Origin of the sequence: Streptomyces sp. NPDC057743 (assembly GCF_042798755.1) — a bacterium.
Taxonomy (GTDB): Bacteria; Actinomycetota; Actinomycetes; order Streptomycetales; family Streptomycetaceae; genus Streptomyces.
Map to the genome: position 1 here is coordinate 251,483 of NZ_JBHVJX010000001.1, position 17,753 is coordinate 269,235.

Consider the following 17,753-nt stretch of genomic DNA (forward strand, 5'->3'; position numbering starts at 1 on the left):
GATTCTGCTTGATGGGTGCGGGCTCGCGGCAACGGTAGTCGCGGTCCGGGCCCGCGGTGCCGGGTGGGGGCGGGGGCGACGCCACCCGGCACCGGTCGATGATCAGTGCGGGCTCCCGCGCCGCGCCGTCCGCGCAGGTCGCGGCCGTGATCGCCGGACCGTTCAGCGGAGTTGGTCGATCTCGTTGATCCGGACCAGATTGCCCGCGGGGTCCCGGAAGGCGCAGTCGCGCACACCGTACGGCTGCACGATCGGCTCCTGGACGACCTCGGCACCGCTGGCCTGGACCCGGGCGAAGGTGTCGTCGAGATCGGTGGTGGCCAGGATGATGCGGGCGTAGCTGCCCTTGGCCATCAGCTCGGCGATGGTACGGCGCTCGTCGTCGCTGAGGCCGGGATCGACGGCCGGCGGCTCCAGGACGACGGACGTGCCGGGCTGGTCGGCGGGGCCGACCGTGATCCAGCGCATCGGGCCCTGGCCGACGTCCTTGCGGACCTCGAAGCCGAGGACGTCGCGGTAGAAGGTCAGGGAGGCGTCCGGATCGGTGTGCGGGAGGAAGGACGAGTGCAGCGTGAGGTTCATGGCCGTCACGCTAGCCAGGGCCCGGCCGGCGGGGCTTCTTGAAAACTGATCGGTGTGCGGGGCGCTTTTTGGGCGCGAGGAATGGAGGATATGCCCCTTATGTCGTAAATGCCCCGCCTACGGTACGAGGACGACGACCCCCAACCCCCGCGAGCGGGACGCCGCGGACAGCGCGCCCGCGGGGTCGTCCAGACCGACCGTCGTGACATCGAGCACCGAGAGGTCGAGGACGCCGCTGCGGATCATCGACCAGAGCGCGAGCACCGTCGCCTCGCGGTACATCCACGACCCCCGCAGCGTCAGCCGGCGGTGCATGAAGTCGCCGTAGGGGATGGGCAGTTCCTGTCGCACCCCGCCGACCAGGACCCAGGCGCCGTCGGGGCGCACCGCGTCGTAACCGGCCATCGTCGGATCCGGGCTCGGCACCGCGCCCAAGGTGTCGATGACCGCGTCGACCGGCCCGGCGGCGCCCGCGATCGCCCGCCCGTCGGCCCTGCGGTCGCCGGTGAGCGGCACGGTCGCCACGCGCGGGTCGAGGGCCGCCAGCGCGTCCAGCGCGCCACGGTTGCGACCGACCGCGACCACCGTCGCGGCGCCGCGGGCGAGCGCCACCAGCACCGCCGCCGCCCCGAGTTGACCGGTCGCACCCACCACGGCGACGACCTGACCCGCGCCGACCCCGGCCCGTTCGACGGCCTCGCCCGCGATCCCGAGCCACGGCAGGAACGCGAGCCGCTCCGGCGCCGGATACGCCGTTGCCCCGGGCAGCGCGAGCAGTGTCCGCTCGGGCTGCACCGCGCGCTCGGCATAGAGACCGTCCCGCCACACCGCGCGGATGCGGTCGGTGGTCGGGGTGGCGCGCCCCTCGCCCCCGATCCCGGTCCACCCCAGCAGCGCCTCCTCCGGCTGGGCCGTCCGCCCGGACCGGAACAGCCCGTTGGCGACGACGACATCGCCCGGCCGCACCCCGAACACGTCGTCCGCCGTCGCCGTCACCCGCCCGATCCCGCCGGGCCCCAGCACGATCGGCGTCGGGAACCCGCTGCGGCCGCCGGCCACCAGGACCTCGGTGTACGCGGGGATCTGCGCGGCGAGTACGTCGAGCGTGGCACCGCCGCCGCGCAGCACGGGGTCGGGCAACTCCGCGAGCCGCAGCCCGCCTTCGGGGGTGGTCATCTGCCATGCCTTCATGGCCAGTAGTGCACCGGATGCGGTGAGCGCCATCCAGAGGCGCGCGATGCTGGGACCGGGAGTACCAGAAAGAGGCGTGCCCTCAGGGTTGGTGGCCGAGGTCGGGGCCGCCGTCGCCGCGGCCGCGGGAGGTGAAGCGGGACGGTGGCAGCCCGAAGGCGCGGGTGAAGGCGGCGGTGAACGCGGCGGGCGAGGCGTAGCCGAGGCGGCCGGCGACCTCGCTGACGGTGCCGTCGCGCAACCAGGGCACCGCCGCCAACAGGCGGGCGCGGGCCCGCCAGACGGCCGGGCTGTCGCCGGTCTCCGAACGGAAGCGCCGGGTGAAGGCCCGTTCGCTCATGGCCGTTCGGGCGGCCCAGGCGGCGTTGGTGACACCGACGTCCGGCGTGGCCAGGTACGCGCGGCAGAGCTGCGCCAGGTCGGGGGAGGGGGGAAGCGCGACGTGGAACGGCAGGGGAGCGCGCGCCGCGATCTCGTGCAGCAGCAGCGCGGCGATGCACCCCTCCCGCCCGGAGGGGCCGTAGTCGACCTCGAACTCGACGGCGCTCAGCAGGAGTTCGCGGAGCAACGGCGGCACGTCCACCACCGTGCAGGTGGCCGGCCACCACGGCACGGCGTCCGGCTCGATGTAGAGGCTCCGGGTGCTCACCCCCAGCATGCGGACCCGGTGTTGGGTCGCCGCCGGAATCAGCACGGCCCGCTCGGGCGGGACGGTCCAGGTGCCCTCGGCGGTGTCGACCACCATCACCCCGGTGGCGCCGTAGAGGAATTGGGCGCGGCGGTGTTGGTGCCAGTCAAGGAGGTGGCCGGGCGGGTAATCGGTGCCGATCGGCAGGACGACCCGGTCGACGTGGTCGATGTCGTCCAGGGAGACGTTCTTCACCGGGCAACCGTACTGGCCGCGTACGGCGACGCGGGCCGGATCGCGCCGTGGCCGAGACGCGAAAGAACCGTGCCGATCTTCGCATGCGGGCACGGGGTCGGAGCTGGTGGGGTGGGCCCCGTGGACGTTTTGGCATTGCTGGGGATCGGGCTCCTCACCGGAGTCACGACGGTGTTGTTCGGGTTCGGCGGCGGGTTCGTCGCGGTCCCGGTCGTGGTGTGGGCGGACGCCGCGCTCGGCGGGGACGCGATGCGGGTGGCGACGGCCACCTCGGCGCTGGTGATGGTGGTCAACGCGGGCTTCGCGACGGCCGTCACACCGCGGCGGGTGCTCGCCACGCTGCGCGGCAGTCGGGCGCTGCTCCTGCTGTTGGCGGTCGGCGCCGCGGTCGGCGCCCTCGCCACCCGCCTCGCCCCGGCCGAGCTGGTCCGTTGGGCGTTCGTCGGGTACATCGCCCTCACCATCGTCGACCTGCTCCTGCGCCCGGGCTTTCTGCGCCCACCGGCCCGGGTCGAGGCGGCCGATGACGCGCCGCGGCCGCTACCGGCCGTCCTCGGCGCGCCGGTTGGAGCGGTCGCCGCCTTCCTGGGCGTCGGCGGCAGCGTCATGACCGTGCCCGCGCTGCGGCGGGCCGGGCACACGATGCGCGTGGCGACCACGTTGGCCAACCCCCTCACCCTGACCATCGCGCTCCCGGCCACCGCGGTCTCGCTCGTCGGCGCCACGGTCACCACCGCCGCCGATGCGCACCGACACCTGGTGGGCCTCGTCGACCCGCTCTCCGCCGCGGTGTTGCTGTTGGGGGCGCTACCGGTGATCGCGGTGCTGCGCCGCCGCCCGCCGCGCATCCCGGACCGCCTCTATGCCTGGGCGTACATCGGCCTGTTGGCCGTGGTGGCGGTGGCGATGCTGCTGTCGGGCTGACTGGGAAATGTGACGCGGACTGGCGTGGACTGACGCGGACTGGCGTGGACTGGCGAGGGATGACGTGGACTGGCGTGGGCCGGCCAGGCAGCAGCGGTTTGCTGTCGCTGTCTGGCCGTCGGGGCGCCCATTGTGCCCGCGGTCAAGTCCCCGATCCCGCACGACTTCTCCGGGTTTTTGACGCGCTGATGACGTCCTTTTAGCGGCAACCTGGCATGGAGACGGCCGGGAAGGCTGCCGAGAACCGGCAATGACGGGCGCGGCCCGCACGGCGATGATGGTGCACCGGGGGATGCGGAGGACGGCCCCGGTGCCGGATGTCGGCAGTCATGCCGCGCACCGGGGCCGTCTCGTCAACTGCCGTGTCACCACGGCGGGATGGGAAGCGCACGGTACGACGCGGGAAGGCCGACATGGGAACGTTGGAGTCGGCCGCCGCTGCCTTTCCCACCCTCTTCTTCACCTCGGCCCTCCTGGTGGCCGTGGTGTTCTGGCTGTTGGTCGCCGTGGGGTTGGTGGACTCCGGCAGCTTCGACGCCGATCTGGACGCCGTGGCCTGGGGCGTGGGCGGGGTCCCGGTCGCGGCCGCGTGCACGGTGTTGGCCGTACTGGCCTGGGGGGTATGCCTGGCCGGGACGGTGCTGTTGGTGCCGCGGGTTCCGCCGGGGGCCAGTCAGATGCTGGTGCGCCTGGGCGTGTTGGTCGTGGCGGTGCTCGCTGCCTGGCCCGGAACCCGGCTGCTGCTACGGCCGTTCCGCGCGCCCGTGCCTGGCCGGCCTGGCGCCGAACCCGCCTCTCGGACAGTCACCGAGTCGCACCGCCAGTAGTCGCATGCCTGGCGGGCCGTGGCCGTTCGCCCCACGTGCCGGGGGTCGACCGAGCGCCACCCAACACAGCCGCGCTCTCACTCTCCGTGAACGCGATGTCCGAATAACGGGCGTTCACGCCGTGCCTGCATCGCACACCGCACACTCGGGAGGCTCAATGATCGTCAAGCAATGAACAGGCACGTCCATGACCCGGACCCTCGCCCAGTCACCCCAGGGCTCCCCACCGGCTGTGCAGGACGACGCTGCGCCCGTGCTGTCGCACGGCCTCAAGCAGCGCCATCTGTCGATGATCGCGCTCGGTGGCGTCATCGGAGCCGGACTCTTCGTCGGCTCCGGCGTAGGCATCGCAGCCGCCGGTCCGGCCATCGTCCTGCTCTTCGCGGGGACCGGCGCGCTGGTCATGCTGATCATGCGGATGCTCGGCGAGATGTCCGCGGCCCGGCCCTCCACCGGGTCGTTCTCCGTGCACGCCGAGGAGGAACTCGGCTCCTGGGCCGGCACCACCTCCGGCTGGATGTACTGGCTGATGCTGACCGCCGGCGTGGCGGCCGAGGCCACCGCGGCCGGTTCGATCATGCACAACTGGGTGCCGTTCATCCCGGCCTACGGCTGGGTGGCGATCTTCATGGTGTTCTTCTGCGCCAGCAACCTGACCGCGGTCAAGAACTTCGGCGAGTTCGAGTTCTGGTTCTCCGCGATCAAGGTCACCGTGATCGTCGCCTTCCTGGTGCTGGGCGTGCTCGCCATCCTCGGCGTCTTCGGCCCCCCGCCCGGCACCCAACACCTGGTCGGCCACGGCGGTTTCTTCCCCACCGGCGCCGCCGGCCTCGCCGCCGGACTGCTGACCACCATCTCCGGCTTCGCCGGCCTGGAGACCGTCACCATCGCCGCCGCGGAGTCCGACAACCCGAGCCGGAACGTGGCCCGCGCCGTCCGCACCGCGGTGTGGCGCATCGCCGTCTTCTACATCGGCTCCATGGCCGTGGTCGTCACCCTGGTGCCCTGGAACGACCCGAAGGTCGCCGCGGACGGCCCCTACGTCACCGTGCTCGACCGGCTCGGCATCCCGGCGGCCGGCACGATCATGCAGATCGTGGTGCTGATCGCGCTGCTCTCGGCCATGAACGCCAACATCTACGGCTCGTCGCGGATGGCGTACTCCCTGGTCAGCCGGGGGCAGGGGCCGCGGTTCCTGAACCGGGTCACCCGGGGCGTGCCGGCGGCCGCGGTCCTGGCGTCCTGCCTGTTCGGCTTCGTGGCCGTGGTCGCCGGGATCATCTGGCCGAGCACCGTGTTCGCCTGGCTGCTGAACATCGCCGGCTGCTCGGTACTGGTCGTCTGGACCATCGTCTGCCTCACCCAGCTCAGGATGCGCCGCCGCCTGGAGCGCGAGCAGCCCGAGCTGCTGATGGTGCGGATGTGGGCCTTCCCCTACCTGACCTGGGTGGCGCTGGCCGCCATCCTCGGCATCTTCGCGGTGATGGCTGCCGGTTCGGACGGCCGGCACCAACTGATCGGCACGGCCGTCGTGGTGGCGGCGCTGATCGCCGGTGACCGCCTCAGGCGGCGCCGCCAGCAGCGGGCCGTCGACGGCGCGCAGGGCTGACGCACCGAACACTCCCGCGCCAGGCACGCAGACGAGGTGGCCGGGGTCGGACGGAAATCCGTCCGGCCCCGGCCACCTCGCGTTTCCCACCAACCCGCCCGATCAGGGCGCCGTGGTGCCGGTCTCGGCAGGCGCGCCGGCCGTCGCTGAGCCAGGGGGACAGGAACAGCGCCCCGACGGCCGGGCCGAAGCGGCGAGGTGTGTCCCTGGCGGGCTTTCCAGGAGGTGCCGCGGACCGTCAGCGGAACAGGCGGAAGAACCCGCGCACCTGCTCGACCAGCGACTCCGGCTGCTCCAGCGCGGCGAAGTGGCCACCGTGCGGCAACTCCTCGTACCAGCGCAGGTCGGTGAACCGCAGCTCGGCCTCCCGCCTCGACGGGCGGGTGAGGTCGCGCGGGTAGACCGAGAGCCCGGAGGGCGCGGTCACCTTGTCCCGGAAGGTGGCGAAGCTCTCCCAGTACAGGCGCGCCGACGACGTGGCCGACGCGGTGAACCAATAGACCGAGATCTCGTCGAGGATCGTCTGCCGCGACAACGCGTCCTCGGGGTGGCCGTCATTGTCCGTCCACGCCCAGAACTTCTCGGCGATCCAGGCGGCCTGCCCCGCCGGGGAGTCGGTGAGGCCGTAGCCGAGCGTCTGCGGCCGAGTCGCCTGGATCGCCGAGTACCCCCGGCCGGTGCGCTGCATCTCCTTCTCGGCTGCGAGATTCGCCAGCTCCGCGGGCGTCGGGTCGTCGAACGTGCCCGCCGCCACGGATCCCAGGTTCAGATGCACGCCGGCGACCCGCTCGGGCGCCACCTCGCCCAGCACCGCGGACACCGCCGAACCCCAGTCACCGCCCTGCGCGCCGTACCGCTCGTAACCCAGCGAGACCATCAACGTGTCCCAGGCGCGCGCGGTGCGCGTGACGCCCCACCCGGTCGTCGACGGCTTGTCACTCCAGCCGTACCCGGGCAACGACGGCGCGACCACGTGGAACGCGTCCGCCGGGTCACCGCCGTGTGCGCGCGGGTCGGTCAACGGGCCGAGGACCTCCAGGAATTCGAGCACCGAACCCGGCCACCCGTGCGTGAGCACGAGCGGGAACGCGTCCGGCTCCGGCGAGCGGACGTGCAGGAAGTGGATGCCCAGGCCGTCGATCGTGTCGCGGTACTGCGGGAACACGTTCAGCCGCTCGGCGAACCCGAAGTCGTAGTCCTCGGCCCAACTGCGGCACAGTTCCTGCGCGTACGCCAGCGGCAGACCCTGTGACCAGTCGTCCACCGGCTCGCGCTCGGGCCACCGGGTCCGTCGCAGTCGTTCACGCAGGTCCGCGATCTCGGCTTCGGTGACGCTGACCTCGAATGGCTCGGCAGGCATGGCAAGGCTCCTTACTGCTCAAGGCGTTATCGGATCAGACGTGGGTGGACCGTCATCGCGGGCTCCCCTGCGTGGCGTGGGGTTCGGGGCGGCGGTGCGGGGTAGGGCGCCGGGTCAGGCTGAGGACGAGCCCGGCCAGGGGGAGTGCCGCGAGCACGGCGAGGGCCACCGGCACCGGCACGAGGCCGGACAGCCCCGCGACAGCGGCCGGACCGATCCCGCCGCCCAGGGCGTTCATGAAGTTGAGCAGGCCCTGTGCGGTGTCGCGGTCGTCCGCGGCGACCAGGTCCGGCGCGAGGCTCACCAGTACGGCTTGGGTGCCGGCGAACCCGCACACGGCCAACGCCGTGCCGACGACGATCGGGATCGGCCCGGTGAAGAGCGCGACCACGAGCACGCCGACGACGGTGAGTGCCGCAAGCCCGGCCGACACCTGCCAGCCGGCGAACCGGTCGGTCAAGGTGCCGACCAGCCGCCCGGCCAGCACCGAGCAGGCGGCGGCCGGAACTAAGAGCACGCCGGCTTCCAGGGGGCCACCGCCCGTGGCCTGCTCGATCAGGGACGGGGCGCGGAACAGCACCCCGTAGTAGCCGGCGAAGACGGTCCCGCCGATGAGCCCGGCCACCAGGAAGCCGCGGGATGCGATCACCCGCCGAGGCACGAACCCGTCGGGCGTGCTGCGCACGCGCCGCCACAGTCCCACGGCGGCGAGCGCCCCGGCGGCAGCCACGGTGAGCGTGACCAAAGCGGGCAGGCCGACCGAGTGTGCCTGGAGCAACGTGATCAAGGAGCCGGCGAGTACCGACAGCACGGCCGCGCCGACGATATCGAGTCGCCCCGTCGCGCCGTTTCGCTCGCCGCCACCGCTCCGCGTCAGCGCGCGCCTACTCGGCAATGCGGCCAGCAGGAGGGGCAGCGCGAGGACCGGGATCGCGAGCACGGCACGCCACCCGAGCCATGCGGTCACCGCCCCGCCCAACAGCGTCCCGCACCCCGACGCCGTCGCGCTGGCGGCCGCGATGATCCCCAGGGCGCGGATCCGTTGCCGTCGGGGAAGGGCGGTCGCCGCGGCAAAGACGGCGATCACGGTCGCGCCCGCCCCGGCGCCGCCGATCAGTCGGCCGACGATCACGGCGGACAGCGTCGGCCCGGCTCCGGCGAGCGCGGAGCCCGCGGCGAGCGCCACGACCCCGGCGACCAGGACCTGGAAGGGGTTCCAGCGGACCAGCAGCCGACCCGCGACCGGCATCGCGAGCGCGGAGGTCAGCGACCACGCGGCGAGAATCCATGCGGTGGCCCCGAACGGCACCGCGAGTGCGCGGCCGATGGCCGGCAGGGCCACCGACGGCGCTCCCAGCGCCACGTACATCGGCAGCACCAGCATCCCCAACGTCAGCCCCAGCCGACGCCCGTCCGGGGCGTCGGCTCGCTCCGGTGCCGGGCCCCCTCCAGACGGGATCGTCTGCGGCGCCGTCCCCTGCCGGATATGTTGTGACATGCAAAAGCTCCTTTACGTGTAACACTAAGGAGCAGTGAGGAGACACGTCAAATGTCGAATGCGTATTACAGCCCGCTGGTGGTCCAGACGGCCGTCGACCTGGCCAACACCTTGAGGCCGGTCAAGGGAGAGGACGCGCTTGAGACCGTGGAGCAGCTCCGGGACTTCCTTGACGACCATCCCGCGGCTGAGCCGCCGAGTTCGGCCGCGAAGCAAGGGACCGGTCCGCGGTATCTCACCCGCGCCGACCTGGCGGAAGTCCGCGCGGTGCGCGGTACGGTGCGTGCGGTGCTGGAACGGGCGAACGCGGACGCGGTCGAAGCTGCGGCCCTGATCAACGACGGTCTGCGTCGCAGCCGCGCCACCCCGGTACTGCGCCACGAGGGCGACCGCTGGTGGACCGAGGTGACCTCCGACACCGACCGCTGCTCGGCGCACCTAGCCGCGACCACGCTCAGCGCACTGGCCTCAGTGATCGCCACGCTCGGTCCCGCCCGTCTCGGCGTATGCGCCGGGCCGACCTGCCGGGCCACTTTCGTGGACCTCTCGCGCAACGGCTCGAAGCAGTACTGCACCCGAACCTGCTCACACCGGGCCAGCGTCGCGGCCTACCGAAGCCGGCGCAGCCCGCGTTGAGCGCCGGCACCTGACCCTGCCAGGCCGGCTCCGGTGTTTCCGTGCCAGGCGAGCATGCCGCCGGCCCTGGAGACCGAGCGCCGCGTGCTCAACTGGCCGACAGCAAAGCCCCGTCACAAACCGCCATGCCCACCACCGTGCCCGACACCCACCGCGGCCTCGTATGCGGGGCCGGGGCGGCGGGCGGTGCCGGAGTAGGGGGCTGTAGGGGGGTGCTAGGGGGGTGCTAGGGGGGATTGGGGTGGGCCGTTGGGTGGTGAGAGGCTGGGACGCATGGCATTGGAAATGCGTGAGCTGTGCGAGCGGTGCACCACCGCAGTCCTGGATCCCGACGGCCCGGCCCGGATCTGCTCGTACGAGTGCAGCTTCTGCATCGCGTGCAGCCAGGAGATGGGACACATCTGCCCGAACTGCGGCGGGGAGTTGGTGCCCCGCCCGCGCCGCCGGGCAGGCTCCTAGGCCCTGTCGTCAAACTCCCGCCTGCCGTCCGGCGCCCGGCACGCACTCTCGCCGCACCGGGCGACGACCCCAGTACGTCCAGTACAGGGGCCGCCGCCCGGCACGCCGAGAGCACGCACCGACCACCGCCCGGCCCGCCCTCCGGGCGAACGACGGGAGTTTGACGACAGGACCTAGGGCCGTCCGGCGGTGGCGTGGATCTCGTCCACGAGCCGCGTGAGCTGGGGCACGGCCACCCCGGCCGCACGCGCGGCACGGAGCACCGCACCGCCGATCGCGTCGAGTTCCAACGCCCGGCCGGCCTCGGCGTCGCGCTGCATGGAGGAGCGTGACGCGGGCGGCGCACCGGTCAGAAAGCCCACCACGGCCTCCGCGTCGATCGGCGCGCCGGTGGCGCCGGCCACGGTCGCGACCTCGCCGACGGTGGCCCGGAGTTGGTCCGGGTAGGCGCTACAGACCTCGCCGAGCGGGACGCCGTACCGGGTGGTGAGCAGCGCCATCGGGGCGAGGAAGGCGAGCTTCTCCCACATCATGGCGTTCTCGTCGGTGCGCACCCGGGTCGCGAAGCCGGCACCCCCGAGCACGGCCGCCACGTCATCGAGCCGGGCCCGGGACACCGCCTCGGCCGCGAGGTCGATGCGGGCGAACGGACTGTGGTGCTCGATCCGGCCGGGGGCGGTGCGGGCGGACACCACGCTGATGGTGGCGGCCACGACGCGGTCGTCGCCGTAGCGCGCGCGGAGCGGAACGAGGTGTTCCAGGCCGTTGAGGAGCGGCACCAACACCCCGCGGTCGCCCAGGAGTTGCTCCGGTACGCGCTCCAGCGCCGAGGCCAGTGCGGTCTGCTTGACCCCGACCAGGCACAGGTCCACGGGGTCCCGCAGCTGGGTGTCGGCCTCGACCGGGGCGCTGAAGTCCCCGAACGCGCCGCTGGTGACGTGCACGCCCTGGCTCCGCAGAACCTGTACGGTCTCGTCGCCGGCCAGGCAGATCACCCGGTGTCCGGCGCGGGCCAGCAAGGCCGCGGCGAGCCCGCCGACCCCGCCGGGGCCGAGCACGGCGACCGTCCGGGGCGCGGTGGTGGCGTTCATCTGTGGGTTCCCCTCCGTCAATGACCTTGTAGTGCAGGGTGGTTGGCGCCGGCGGCCCCGACGCCCGGCCGGGCGCGGCGCTTGAGGGACGGGCCCGCCCGGCGAATCAGCCGGTCTCGCCGCCGGCGGCCCGCTCGCCCGGCACCGGCAGGGTGTAGCGGTACTTCTCCTTGGCCTGCGCGCCGAGCCGGTCGTAGAAGCGGGCGGCGTCCACGTTCCAACTCGGCGTCTGCCACTGCACCTCGGTGAGCCCGAGCCCGCGCGCCTCACCGGCCACCGCCGCCATCAGCAGCGCGCCGACGCCCAGACTCCGATGGCCGGAGCGGACGAAGAGGCAGTCCATGTGGAGGTACTCGCACGCCCGCCAGGTGGACATCTCGGGCGAGCAGGTGGCGTAGCCGATGAGGTCACCGTCGGCCGACTCCGCGACCAGACAGCGCAGTCGGGGCGCCGGGGCGCCGAAGAGCAGCGTCCCGAGTCGTTCCGCGAGGTCGGGCACCGGCGGTGCGGCCTTCTCGTACGCGGCGTGCTCGACGGCCAGTTCGGCCACCTGTGGCAGATCGGACACCCGCGCGGCTCTGACGCGTGCCGCCGTCATGGGGCACCGACCTCCCTCACCGCACCTTCCCTTCCAGGACGTCCGCTCCCCATGCGGTCAGCCGGCCGGCCAACGGGCCGTCGCCGTCGAGGACATGGCGGGTGAAGGCGTCGCGCTCATGGGCCAGCACGGCGGCCTCCCAGACGCAGGGCGCCAACCCGGCCCGGCCGGGGCGCAGTTGGTCCGGGCGCCCGGCGGGTCCGACGAACACCGAAAGATCGGACATATAGCCCTCGATCCAGGTCGAGACGAGGACGTAGTCGCCGTCGCCGCCCGCATGCAGCATCACCACGGCGAGCCCCAGTGACCCGCGGGCGTGCCCGAGTTCCAGGTGCGCTCCGGCGATCCGCAGCGCGGCCGCCTCGTCCTCCTTGGTCACGGTGCGGCCCGACGCCTCGATGACATACGTCTTCACCAGGTGGCCGGCGGCCTCGCGGGGGTCCAACGCCCGTACGGTGCGGGCGTGATGGCCCTCGGCCAGGGCGAGCAGCGATGCCGCATCCACCGCGGTCGGTAGTTCCTCACGATCGCTCATGGAGACATCATGCAGCCTGCGGCTCCGTTCGTGCGCGAGATGGTACGGGTCCGGCTCAATGTGGCTGCCGGGGTGGCTGGTGGCGCTCGTTCGGCTCAACTGTAGGACGGTGCACGGTAATTGGATCGGGGACACGCCGGCGCGGCGCCGGTCGGCACCAGGCGGCGCCGCATCGCTGCGGCGCCGTCGGTATGCCCGAAAGGTGGCTTTAAGCCTCTGCCGTTTCGCCAGCGGCGGCTGGCGATCCGCGACAGCGGGTCACTCCAGCCCTGCGAGGAACCCCCGGTGCGCCTTGACCTCTTTCATCGTCATGTGCGAGGTGAGCTTGTTGATCCCGGGCAGGGCACACAACACCTCGGTGTAGAAGCGCTCGTAGGCGGCGATGTCGGCTACCGCGATGCGCAGCAGGTAGTCGGGGTCGCCGAACAGGCGGTGGCTCTCGATCACTTGGGGCAGCTCGGTGATCCGGGCCTCGAACTCGGTCATAGTGGCGCGATTGTCGTGCTTCATCGCTACTGTGGCGAATGCATGGAATCCGCTGTCCAGGAAGTTACCGTCGAGTTCCGCCCGGTAACCTCGTATGGCACCGATCTTTTCTAAGTTCCGGACTCGGCGGAGGCACGGGGTGGGCGTAAGCCCTACCTTGGCGGCTAGATCGGCGTTGGCCATGCGGCCGTCCCGCTGTAGCTCGCGCAGGATCATGCGATCAATTTTGTCCATGGCAGGCGATCATGCTACAGGCCCCTCTCCGGAGGCAAGGATTTAGCATCGGCTGCTACTGCCCTTGAACTAATGTGGCTTCCGCGGCCAGTGAACCGCGAGTCGCTGGTTATCAGCACGTCCAGTGCCAGTAATGACTGGCACCCGAGATCACCTGCTAACGGTTTCGCTCAAGGGCTACCAGCGTCGGAGGTCATAGGTGCCCTAGCCGGTCACTCAACAGACAGTCGATGCCCGCCCTCGGTGCCCACAGCCACCCGGTGCACCGGATTCCCGCGCTGCCCGGTAACTCGCGGAATTTTTCCGCCATCCACCACTACGACGCGGTCAAGTGCCTTGCGTAACCGCAGCTACGCGATGAGCCAGGGCCGCCGGCCGCGATCTGTGTCGGCGCTGCGACCAGTGCTGGCGCGGTAATTCCCGTTTGTGCGCCCCGCCAGAACCATGCCTGAACTCAACGCGATTTAGGAGAATACCCTTGTCTTTTCCCGTGCGCGTTCACGATGTTCTCGGTGTAGGCTTCGGTCCCGCCAACCTCGCCTTGGCAATAGCCATCGAGGAGAAGTACCCCGGTCTGGACGCCCGGTTTCTGGAAGCCCGTCCCACCCCCGATTGGCAGCCCGGGATGCTGCTGAACGGATCGGATATCCAGAACCATCCCAGTCGCGATCTGGTGACCCTCAGGAACCCCCGCAGTCGCTACTCGTTCCTCAATTTCCTGCACGAGCAGGGGCGTTTGGTGCGCCATCTCAACCTCCCGGTCGAGTTCCCACTCCGCAAGGAATACGCCGGGTACATCCGCTGGGCCGCGGACTTCTTCTCCCACCAAGTGGACTGCGGTCAACGCGCCGTCGGTATACAGGCGATCGACCACGAAGGCGAACGCGTCTGGGAGGTGGCCACCCAGACCGGCGCCCGCTACCTGGGCCGCACCCTGGTCATGGCCCCGGGCCGCACGCCGTACATCCCGGCGCCCTACGACACCGTGGACAGCCCCCGCGTCTTCCACCTGACCCAGTACCTGCCGCGGTTGAAGCAACTCACCGCCGACGGGGCCCCCAAGGCGGTCGCGGTGATCGGCGGCAGCCAGAGCGCCGTCGAGCTCACCCTGGACCTGCACCGGCAGTTCCCCGGCACCCGCGTGGTCACCTACCCGCGCTCCTACTCGCTGCGGCTCAAGGACACCAGCCCGTTCAGCGAGGAGGGGTACTTCCCGGAGTTCACCGAGTACTACTTCCGCGCCTCACGGGACAGCCGGCGCGCGCTCGACGCCTACATGCAGCCGACCAACTACTCCTCGGCCGACGGGGACGTGCTCAAGGAGCTGTACGTGGCGATCTACGAGCAGCAGCTCGACGGTGACCAGCGCGTGTTCGTCCGCGGCAGCCACGAGGCGACCGCCCTCTCGGCGACCGACCGGAGCGTCACCATCGACTTCCAGGAACTGCACACCGGCGAACGCGTCCGCGACGAGGTCGACTTCGTCGTCCTGGCCACCGGCTTCCGCAACCTGGGACCCGGCCCCCACGAGGAGCTCTGCCCGCCGATGCTGGCCCCCGTCGCCGACCACTTCGCACGGGAGGAGGACGGCAGGCTGGACGTCGGCAGCGACTACGCGCTGACCCCGCGCGAGGACATGGACAAGGTCCCGCCGCTCTTCCTGAACGGCCTGTGCGAGTCGAGCCACGGCATCGGCGACGCCGGCTCCTTCAGCCTGCTGTCGCTGCGCACCGGCACCCTGGCGGACGCCCTCGCCGACCGGCTCGGCAACCGGCCGGAAAGCCTGCCGGAATCCGTTCAGTTCGCCCTCTGACCTCGCAGGTCGTGACCCCCGACGGGAGGCATTCCTACATGCAGATCCACGACGTTGTGGTGGCCGGCTTCGGCCCCTCCGGCATCGCGCTGGCCGCCGCCATCGAGGACCACGACGACGCGCACCCTGGAGCCCGGCCCGCGGACGCGGCCTACCTGGAGCGCGCCGCGACCTCGGCCTGGCAGCCCAACCAGGTGCTGCCGGGCACCGACATCCAGCACCACTTCCTGCGCGACCTCGCCACCCCGCGCGACCCCCGCTCCCGCTTCGGCTTCACCAACTTCCTTTTGCAGAGCGGTCGTTTCTATCCATTCACGCTCCTGGGCGGATATGTGAGTCGGCTGGAGTGGTCCGAGTACGTTCAATGGGCCGCGGCCCAGGTGCGACAGCCGGCCGAATATCACCGGGAGGTCTTGCGCGTCGAGCCGGTCGCCGATTCCGACGGGACGGTGCGCACCGCCAGGGTGGTCAGTCGCGATCCGCGGGACGGTGCGGTGCACGAACACCTGGGCCGCAACGTGGTGTTGGCAACCGGTCATGTCCCCTATATCCCGGAGGTCTTCCGGGAGGATCTGGGCGAACGTGTATTCCATGCCAGCGAGTTCCTGCCCCGGATGAACGCGCTGCGCGAGAAGACCGGCCAATCCCTGCGATTCGCGGTCATCGGCGGCGGCCAGACCGCGGGCGAGATCATTCTCTATCTCGCCGGAGAACTCCCCGACGCGCGGATCCATTCGCTGGTGCGGCACGGCGGCTTCAAGATGTACGAACTCGGCCACTTCAGCAACGAGGCGTACTTTCCCACCGAGACGGACTACGTCTACGGACTCGAAGGGCCGGCGCGCGAACAGGCCCTCGCCCACGCCCGCGCCACCAACTACGCGGCCCTGGACCCCGATGTGTCCACGGCGCTGTACCAGGCCGCCTACCAGGACCGGCTGACCGGCACCAACCGCCTGCACCTGCACCGCCGCCTTGAGGTCACCGACGTCGCCGTCGCCGGCGACGGGGTCCGGCTGACCACCAACGAGGTCTACACGGGCGAGGCCGGCAGCATCGACGCCGACGCGGTCATCCTCTGCACCGGGTACGAGGAGCCCAAGTTCCCCGAGTCGCTCCAGCCGTTCGCGCCGTACCTGTCCTACGACACCGACGGACGCCTCGACGTCACCCGGGAGTACCGCGCCCGCACCGTCGACCACTGCACGGTGGGCCTCTACCTCGACGGCATCACCGAGTGGCGGCACGGCATCGCCAGCGCCACGTCCTTCAGTCAGATGGCGGCCAAGGCGGAAACCGTCCACAACGACCTGCGTGCCACGCTCGCCCGGCAGTTGCAGTCCCACCCCGCGACGCTCGTCAGCTGAGCGCGACGGAGTCTCCCACGCCCACGAGAGGAATCCCTGTGCACATTTTCCACACGGCTCCGGAGGACATGGTCTTCGAGGAGGCTTACAACGTCAGCGGTCGGCGCATCTTCCCGTGGAACGAGGCGGTCAAGGAACCGTTCTGGGGCGGGGCCTGGGTCGACGTGGCGCCCGGCGAGACCTCCACGGCCCACTCGCACGACGAGAACGAGATGTTCTTCATCACCGAGGGCAGCGGCATCATGCGGATCGGCGAGGAGAAGCGCCGGGTGAACGCCGGCGACACCGTCTTCATCACCCCGTTCAAGGACCACGACCTGACCAACGACGGCACCACCCGGATACGGTTCGTCACCATCTGGTGGGGCGGGTCCGAGGCGGTGGCCGCCGAACGCGCCAAGTGGGCCGCGGAGTTCGGGATCAGCGACACCGCGGAGCCGAATCGGTGAACCGCAACCGAACCGCGGACGCCATCGTCGTCGGGGGCGGCGTCATCGGTGCGGCCATCGCCCACCAACTCGCCCTCGCCGGGCTCGGCCACATCGTCCTGTGCGACCAGGGCAGGGTCGCCGCGCAAGGCGCGACGGCCCGCTCGGGCGGGCTGCTGCGCCTGCACCACACGGCGGCCTCCGACACCCGGCTGACCGCCCGCAGCCTGCCCGTGTTCGAGCAGTGGAAGGAGCGGATCGGCGGAGACTGCGGCTACCGGCGCACCGGATTCCTGATGCTGGTGGGCCCGGACCACGTCGAGACGCTGAAGGCCAACGGCGCCGTCACCGCCGACGCGTTGCGCTACGAACGCGCCGAACTCCTCGCCCCCGACGAGATCCGGTCGCTCTACCCCGGGCTGAGCACCGAGGGCGTCGCCGCCGCCGCGTACGAACCGGCGGGCGGGTACGCCGACCCGGCGGCCACCACCGTCTCGCTGGCCGCCGCCGCCCGCCGCCTCGGGGTGACCACCTCTGAAGGCACCCGGGTCGAGCGGGTGCTGGAGCGCAACGGCTCGATCGCGGGCGTGCAGACGGAGACCGGGCACATCGAGGCGCCACTGGTCGTCCTGGCCAGCGGTGCCTGGGGACACGCGCCCGCCGCCCACCTGGGGGTGCACCTCCCCGTCGTGCCACGGCGGATCGGGCTGGCCCAGGCCCAACTGCCCGGCGCGGGCCGCCGCGGGTCCGACGCGTCCGTACCGACCTGTATTGACGACACCATCGGCTGCTACTTCCGCCCGGAAGCCCTGGACCAGCTCTACTTCGGCGTGCCGAGCAACCCGGAGGTCGAACTGGGAGTGGACGTCGCCCCGCTCACCGACGACGAGGTGGGCGCGGCCGTCCAGGCGGTCTCGCGCCGGATACCCGCGGTGGCCACCGCGGAACTGGTCGGCACCCGCGCCGGTTACGACGGCTACACCCCGGACAAGCGGCCCGCGATCGGACCGGCCGGGCCCGACGGACTGTACCTCGCCCTCGGATTCAGCGGCGGCGGCTTCAAAATGGCGCCGGCCGTCGCCGAGTTGGCCGCACGGGAGATCTGCGAAGGGGGCGCCGTCCTGGGCAAGGCCGTCCAGCCTCTTCTGGAGCCCTACCGGCCACAGCGGTTCGAGAGCGGCAACTTGATCACGCCGGAGGCTTCCTATGCCCACATGTAAACAGGTACTGAA

At 71.4% G+C, this 17,753-nt stretch carries 18 protein-coding genes; 9 read left to right on the plus strand and 9 right to left on the minus strand.

Features of this window, described 5'->3' with window-relative positions; genetic code table 11:
• Positions 1-162 precede the first annotated feature (162 nt).
• The 3 genes from ACFVFQ_RS01125 to ACFVFQ_RS01135 form a co-directional block, all read right to left on the minus strand.
• Positions 163-582 carry a VOC family protein gene (locus ACFVFQ_RS01125; RefSeq protein WP_383406449.1) on the minus strand — a complete coding sequence of 140 codons (420 nt, stop codon included), beginning with the start codon at positions 580-582 and terminating at the stop codon, positions 163-165.
• Between the two features lie 117 nt (positions 583-699).
• Entirely contained in the window at positions 700-1,806 is a 1,107-nt protein-coding gene (locus ACFVFQ_RS01130; RefSeq protein WP_383406452.1) for a zinc-binding dehydrogenase, read from the minus strand.
• 49 nt (positions 1,807-1,855) lie between these two features.
• Positions 1,856-2,656: an AraC family transcriptional regulator gene (locus ACFVFQ_RS01135; RefSeq protein WP_383406455.1), complete on the minus strand. Its 801-nt coding sequence runs from the start codon at positions 2,654-2,656 to the stop codon at positions 1,856-1,858.
• Positions 2,657-2,776: 120 nt separating this feature from the next.
• On the opposite strand from ACFVFQ_RS01135, the gene ACFVFQ_RS01140 reads away from it, so the two are divergent.
• The 3 genes from ACFVFQ_RS01140 (at position 2,777) to ACFVFQ_RS01150 (ending at position 6,016) form a co-directional block, all read left to right on the plus strand.
• Entirely contained in the window at positions 2,777-3,580 is an 804-nt protein-coding gene (locus tag ACFVFQ_RS01140) for a TSUP family transporter (RefSeq protein WP_383406457.1), read from the plus strand.
• 413 nt (positions 3,581-3,993) lie between these two features.
• Positions 3,994-4,407 (plus strand): hypothetical protein, encoded by a 414-nt coding sequence (locus tag ACFVFQ_RS01145; protein WP_383406460.1) that lies wholly within the window; start codon positions 3,994-3,996, stop codon positions 4,405-4,407.
• Between the two features lie 187 nt (positions 4,408-4,594).
• Positions 4,595-6,016, plus strand: a complete 1,422-nt coding sequence (locus ACFVFQ_RS01150) for an amino acid permease (RefSeq protein WP_383406463.1) — start codon at positions 4,595-4,597, stop codon at positions 6,014-6,016.
• A 238-nt stretch (positions 6,017-6,254) separates the two neighbouring features.
• Here ACFVFQ_RS01150 and ACFVFQ_RS01155 read toward each other — a convergent pair whose 3' ends face one another.
• Both ACFVFQ_RS01155 and ACFVFQ_RS01160 read right to left on the minus strand, forming a co-directional pair.
• Positions 6,255-7,376, minus strand: coding sequence for an epoxide hydrolase family protein (locus tag ACFVFQ_RS01155; protein ID WP_383406466.1), 1,122 nt, complete (start codon positions 7,374-7,376; stop codon positions 6,255-6,257).
• A 52-nt stretch (positions 7,377-7,428) separates the two neighbouring features.
• Complete coding sequence (locus ACFVFQ_RS01160) at positions 7,429-8,874, minus strand: MFS transporter (RefSeq protein WP_383406469.1); 1,446 nt, start codon at positions 8,872-8,874, stop codon at positions 7,429-7,431.
• A 51-nt stretch (positions 8,875-8,925) separates the two neighbouring features.
• Between ACFVFQ_RS01160 and ACFVFQ_RS01165 the strand changes: the two genes are divergently transcribed.
• Positions 8,926-9,510 carry a CGNR zinc finger domain-containing protein gene (locus ACFVFQ_RS01165; protein ID WP_383406471.1) on the plus strand — a complete coding sequence of 195 codons (585 nt, stop codon included), beginning with the start codon at positions 8,926-8,928 and terminating at the stop codon, positions 9,508-9,510.
• Between the two features lie 273 nt (positions 9,511-9,783).
• Entirely contained in the window at positions 9,784-9,969 is a 186-nt protein-coding gene (locus ACFVFQ_RS01170; protein WP_383406474.1) for a DUF1272 domain-containing protein, read from the plus strand.
• 173 nt (positions 9,970-10,142) lie between these two features.
• On the opposite strand, the gene ACFVFQ_RS01175 is transcribed toward ACFVFQ_RS01170, so the two are convergent.
• The 4 genes from ACFVFQ_RS01175 to ACFVFQ_RS01190 all read right to left on the minus strand — a co-directional run bounded on the left by ACFVFQ_RS01175 (position 10,143) and on the right by ACFVFQ_RS01190 (position 12,913).
• Entirely contained in the window at positions 10,143-11,060 is a 918-nt protein-coding gene (locus ACFVFQ_RS01175; protein ID WP_383406476.1) for a ketopantoate reductase family protein, read from the minus strand.
• 106 nt (positions 11,061-11,166) lie between these two features.
• Entirely contained in the window at positions 11,167-11,658 is a 492-nt protein-coding gene (locus ACFVFQ_RS01180; protein WP_383406479.1) for a GNAT family N-acetyltransferase, read from the minus strand.
• 16 nt (positions 11,659-11,674) lie between these two features.
• On the minus strand, positions 11,675-12,193 hold the full coding sequence (locus tag ACFVFQ_RS01185) for a hypothetical protein (protein ID WP_383406482.1): 519 nt from the start codon (positions 12,191-12,193) through the stop codon (positions 11,675-11,677).
• 258 nt (positions 12,194-12,451) lie between these two features.
• Positions 12,452-12,913, minus strand: coding sequence for an Lrp/AsnC family transcriptional regulator (locus ACFVFQ_RS01190; RefSeq protein ID WP_383406487.1), 462 nt, complete (start codon positions 12,911-12,913; stop codon positions 12,452-12,454).
• 490 nt (positions 12,914-13,403) lie between these two features.
• Here ACFVFQ_RS01190 and ACFVFQ_RS01195 point away from each other — a divergent pair, with 490 nt between their 5' ends.
• From ACFVFQ_RS01195 to ACFVFQ_RS01210, 4 genes are read left to right on the plus strand one after another with little or no spacing between them, the layout of a single operon-like run.
• Positions 13,404-14,726, plus strand: a complete 1,323-nt coding sequence (locus tag ACFVFQ_RS01195; RefSeq protein WP_383406492.1) for a SidA/IucD/PvdA family monooxygenase — start codon at positions 13,404-13,406, stop codon at positions 14,724-14,726.
• Positions 14,727-14,764: 38 nt separating this feature from the next.
• On the plus strand, positions 14,765-16,093 hold the full coding sequence (locus ACFVFQ_RS01200; protein ID WP_383406497.1) for a SidA/IucD/PvdA family monooxygenase: 1,329 nt from the start codon (positions 14,765-14,767) through the stop codon (positions 16,091-16,093).
• A gap of 38 nt (positions 16,094-16,131) precedes the next feature.
• Positions 16,132-16,542 carry a cupin domain-containing protein gene (locus ACFVFQ_RS01205; protein ID WP_383406500.1) on the plus strand — a complete coding sequence of 137 codons (411 nt, stop codon included), beginning with the start codon at positions 16,132-16,134 and terminating at the stop codon, positions 16,540-16,542.
• Positions 16,539-17,741, plus strand: coding sequence for an NAD(P)/FAD-dependent oxidoreductase (locus tag ACFVFQ_RS01210; RefSeq protein ID WP_383406502.1), 1,203 nt, complete (start codon positions 16,539-16,541; stop codon positions 17,739-17,741). The genes ACFVFQ_RS01205 and ACFVFQ_RS01210 overlap by 4 nt, the downstream gene beginning before the upstream one ends.
• The last annotated feature ends 12 nt before the right edge of the window (positions 17,742-17,753 follow it).